At 42.2% G+C, this 3605-nt stretch carries 3 protein-coding genes; 2 read left to right on the top strand and 1 reads right to left on the bottom strand.

Annotated features, from left to right (window positions below):
* Positions 1-134 precede the first annotated feature (134 nt).
* The gene (gene sat, locus O9332_RS17430; RefSeq protein ID WP_288026614.1) at positions 135-1304 is read right to left on the bottom strand and encodes a sulfate adenylyltransferase; all 1170 of its coding nucleotides are present in this window, start codon (positions 1302-1304) and stop codon (positions 135-137) included.
* A 131-nt stretch (positions 1305-1435) separates the two neighbouring features.
* On the opposite strand from sat, the gene O9332_RS17425 reads away from it, so the two are divergent.
* On the top strand, positions 1436-2140 hold the full coding sequence (locus tag O9332_RS17425; protein ID WP_002757862.1) for an SDR family oxidoreductase: 705 nt from the start codon (positions 1436-1438) through the stop codon (positions 2138-2140).
* Between the two features lie 126 nt (positions 2141-2266).
* Positions 2267-3352 carry a 4-hydroxyphenylpyruvate dioxygenase gene (hppD, locus tag O9332_RS17420; RefSeq protein ID WP_288026615.1) on the top strand — a complete coding sequence of 362 codons (1086 nt, stop codon included), beginning with the start codon at positions 2267-2269 and terminating at the stop codon, positions 3350-3352.
* Positions 3353-3605 lie beyond the last annotated feature (253 nt).

Below are 3605 nucleotides of genomic sequence, written 5' to 3'. Positions count from 1 at the left end.
GAAATGGGGCGAAAGTCTGTGGACTCTGTGTAAGACAGTACATGGTTTTTTAACTGTGGTATGCGACGGTGGTGGAAGCAGAAACTTAAATCGTGAGGTTTAGGAATCGCCGCACTTTTAGGGCGGCGAGGATGTCAAGATCCTTGCATGGCGCGGATTAATTCGGCAGCCACTTCTGGACGGGAGAATTCCGGAGGTGGTAATTCTCCTTTACGCAGCAGTTCCCGGACTTTTGTTCCCGAAAGGTGGATTCTTTCTTCCGGTAAACTGGGGCTAGTTTTGGTGGTTGCCATTCCCGAAGTGCGGGTACAGTAGAAAGCGTGTTCAAACTTCATCGGCACGATTCCCAATTCCCCAGGCTCGAACTCATCAAAGATATACTGAGCATCGTAGGTTCCGTAGTAGTCGCCGACTCCGGCATGGTCACGACCGACGATAAAATGGGTACAACCGTAGTTTTTACGGATAATAGCGTGGAAAATTGCTTCCCGGGGACCCGCGTAACGCATAGCTGAGGGGTTGATAGCCAGAATAACGCGATCTTGGGGGAAGTATTTATCCATCATGATCTCATAGCAACGCATCCGCACATCGGCCGGCACATCATCGCTTTTGGTAGCGCCGACAAGAGGATGCAAGAATAAACCATCTACCACTTCTAGGGCGCATTTTTGAATGTATTCGTGGGCCCGGTGGATGGGATTACGGGTTTGGAAACCGACAATCGTTTTCCAAGCTTTTTCGTGGAAAATTTTGCGCGATTGCAGAGGATCGATCTGATATTTGGGAAACTGGGGATGAGGATCGCGCTGAAGTAACCATATTGGACCTGCGAGGTTAATTTCTCCCTGTTCGTAGAGGACTTTTACCCCGGGATGTTTCTGGTCGTCGGTACGATAGACGTTAACTGCTTCGTGGGCTTTATTATAACGGTATTTTTGGGTTAATTCCAGGACTCCGACAAAGTTGCCTTCGCTGTCATCTAAACGAATCCAGTTGCCTTCTTTGAGCGGATCCGCCACTTCTTCCCTAACGGAAAGAGTCACGGGAATTGCCCAGGGTAAACCATTGATTAGACGCATATCATCGACGACTTTTTCGTAGTCGTCCTGTTCCATAAAGCCTTTGAGGGGACTGAAGCCACCAATAGCAATCATAACTAAATCCGAGAGCGCTCGTTCATCTAAGGAAACTCGCGGTAGTTTTTCAGCTAGGGCCAGAAATTCGGCTTTTTCGGCAGCGGTAGCAATACGATTAATTAATTGCCCACCGTGGGGCGCGATTCCTTCGGTCAGTACAGTCATAAAAATTTCTTTACATTGTCACGGTTTATCCTATCAGAAGTTGGCTAACCCTTAATCAAGGGGTTGGGACTAGCGATGATTTTCCAGTCGGAACAGTTTACAATAATGTTTGTAAAGAATTGTAAATAATTATGAGCGAAAAAGTTGTCCTGATTGTCGGCGCTACGGGGGGTATCGGTGCCACTTTAGCCCGTAAACTAGCTGTTAATGGTCATAAACTCGTATTAGTGGCCAGAAATGCCGATAATTTATCTAATTTAGCCAGTGAGTTGCCTTGTCCCTCTTTAATTGTGCCGACGGATATCACCAATCCGACTCAGGTAGAAACTTTGATGGAAAAAATTGTCTCCCATTACGGCCGGTTGGATGTGTTGGTTAATGCGGCCGGAGCCGGTGTGATGAAACAATACAATAAAATCACGCCGGAAGATTTAGATAAAATGCTCGACCTCAATCTGAAGGGGAGTTTTTATACCTGTCAGGCTGCGGCTAATGTGATGAAGGAAAATAAGGCCGGTCATATCTGTAATGTGGTGGGAATTTTGGGTAAGCATTCTATGGCTATGGCTGCCGCTTATTGTGCTTCTAAGTACGGGGTGGTCGGTTTTAGTAAATGTTTGGCCGATGAGTTAAAACGCTATGGTATTAAAATGACTTTATTCTATTTTGGTGGTGTCGATACTCCTTTTTGGGATCAGGTGAGCTTAAAAGTTGATCGCACTAAAATGTTAACCGCTCAAACCGCCGCCGATGCTATCTATTTTGCCATGAATGCTGAACCCCAAGCCGTCCCCATGGAAATTAATATTCAACCCGATAGTCATCTCTTTTTTTAGTCATCAGCTTTTTCAGTTATCAGTTATCAGTTATCAGTTATCAGTGAATAGCATTAAGTGGCAAGTTCGGAGTTTTATTTTCAATGTTTACTGCTCACTGAAAAAAACCTTTTTTTGACTTTATCTATGTTTGTTGATCATATTCATTTTTATGTAGAATCGGCCAAAAAATGGCGAGATTGGTTTGTGCGGGTGATGGATTTTCAGGCGATCGCAAGTTTGGTGAATCTCCACACGCACACGGAAATAGTTGGCAATGGCATCCAAAAAGATAAAACTAAACAGATTATTTTTATCTTATCTTCTCCCTTAAATTCCCTTAGTCCCGTGGCGGAATTTTTAAGTAAATATCCTGAAGGGGTGGCGGATGTAGCTTTTCAAGTGGAGGATTTAGACAGTTTAGCTAGGAGAATTAAACAGGACATTTTTATTGAGGAAACTGTTTTGGCTAGGGGTAAGATAAAAAGCTGTCAAATCTCTAGCATTGCTGATCTCAAACATACGTTAATTGAAAGGCAGGGAATCACGCCAATTTTAGCCGATCCTCATCTGATTCAATACGATAGTCAGCAACAATATAATCAGGATATTCTGGCAATTGATCACTTAGTTTTAAATGTTTTTCAAGGGAATTTAGAGTTAACAGCCAATTGGTATGAGGAAAATTTAGGCTTTAAAAAAAGGCAAACTTTTACTATTAAAACGGAGCGTTCTGGTCTTTATTCTCAGGTACTTGTTTACCCGAAAACTGAATTAAAATTACCGATTAATGAGCCAGATAGTAACAGTTCTCAAATACAAGAATTTTTAGATATTAATCAAAAATCTGGCATTCAACACATTGCTTTAAAAACAGAAAATATTGTAAACTTAACTAAAAAGTTAAGAGAAAAAAAGGTAGAATTTTTAGCAGTTCCCGACAGTTATTATCAACAAATTAACTATCAAAAAAAAGATTTTAATATTGCTGATTGGGAATGGTCAGAAATTAAAAAGCAGGAAATTCTCATCGATTTTGAACAAAATAGTTATTCTCTCCCGGAAAAGCCGACTTTACTGCAAATTTTCACTAAACCAATTTTTTCCCAGCCGACTTTCTTTTTTGAATTAATCGAGCGACGTCATGCCGCTAGAGGTTTTGGAGAAGGCAACTTCCGGGCTTTATTTGAAGCGATCGAACGGGAACAAATACAGCGAGGAACTTTAGATTAGAATCAGAAAAGCGAGCATTTTTCCCGTCAGACTAAGTAGGTAGGTGTTAAAAGTTTTCAGGCACCCCCCTTATCAAGGGGGGCAGGGGGGATCCCCCCGCCTATCGGCACCCCCCTTATCAAGGTAGGGCTGATTCATTCTCTGAATCTAATTCTTTTTTTGCTACCTTTAATCGCTTATGCGGTAAGCAAAGCACGACGTTTTTAGAAATTTTCAGATATTTATTCCGAGAAATCGACTAAAAACGTTGCCA

The sequence above is a fragment of the Microcystis sp. LE19-10.1B genome (genome assembly GCF_027530565.1).
In the GTDB taxonomy this organism is placed as follows: Bacteria; Cyanobacteriota; Cyanobacteriia; order Cyanobacteriales; family Microcystaceae; genus Microcystis; species Microcystis aeruginosa.
Note: the sequence above shows the minus strand (reverse complement) of the source record. Positions and strands in the feature narration are given on the sequence as shown.

Excerpts from the sequence above, each read along its gene's own strand:
- sat (WP_288026614.1), bottom strand. The coding sequence starts at position 1,304 with ATGACTGTACTGACCGAAGGAATCGCGCCCCACGGTGGGCAATTAATT.
- O9332_RS17425 (WP_002757862.1), top strand. The coding sequence starts at position 1,436 with ATGAGCGAAAAAGTTGTCCTGATTGTCGGCGCTACGGGGGGTATCGGT.
- hppD (WP_288026615.1), top strand. The coding sequence starts at position 2,267 with ATGTTTGTTGATCATATTCATTTTTATGTAGAATCGGCCAAAAAATGG.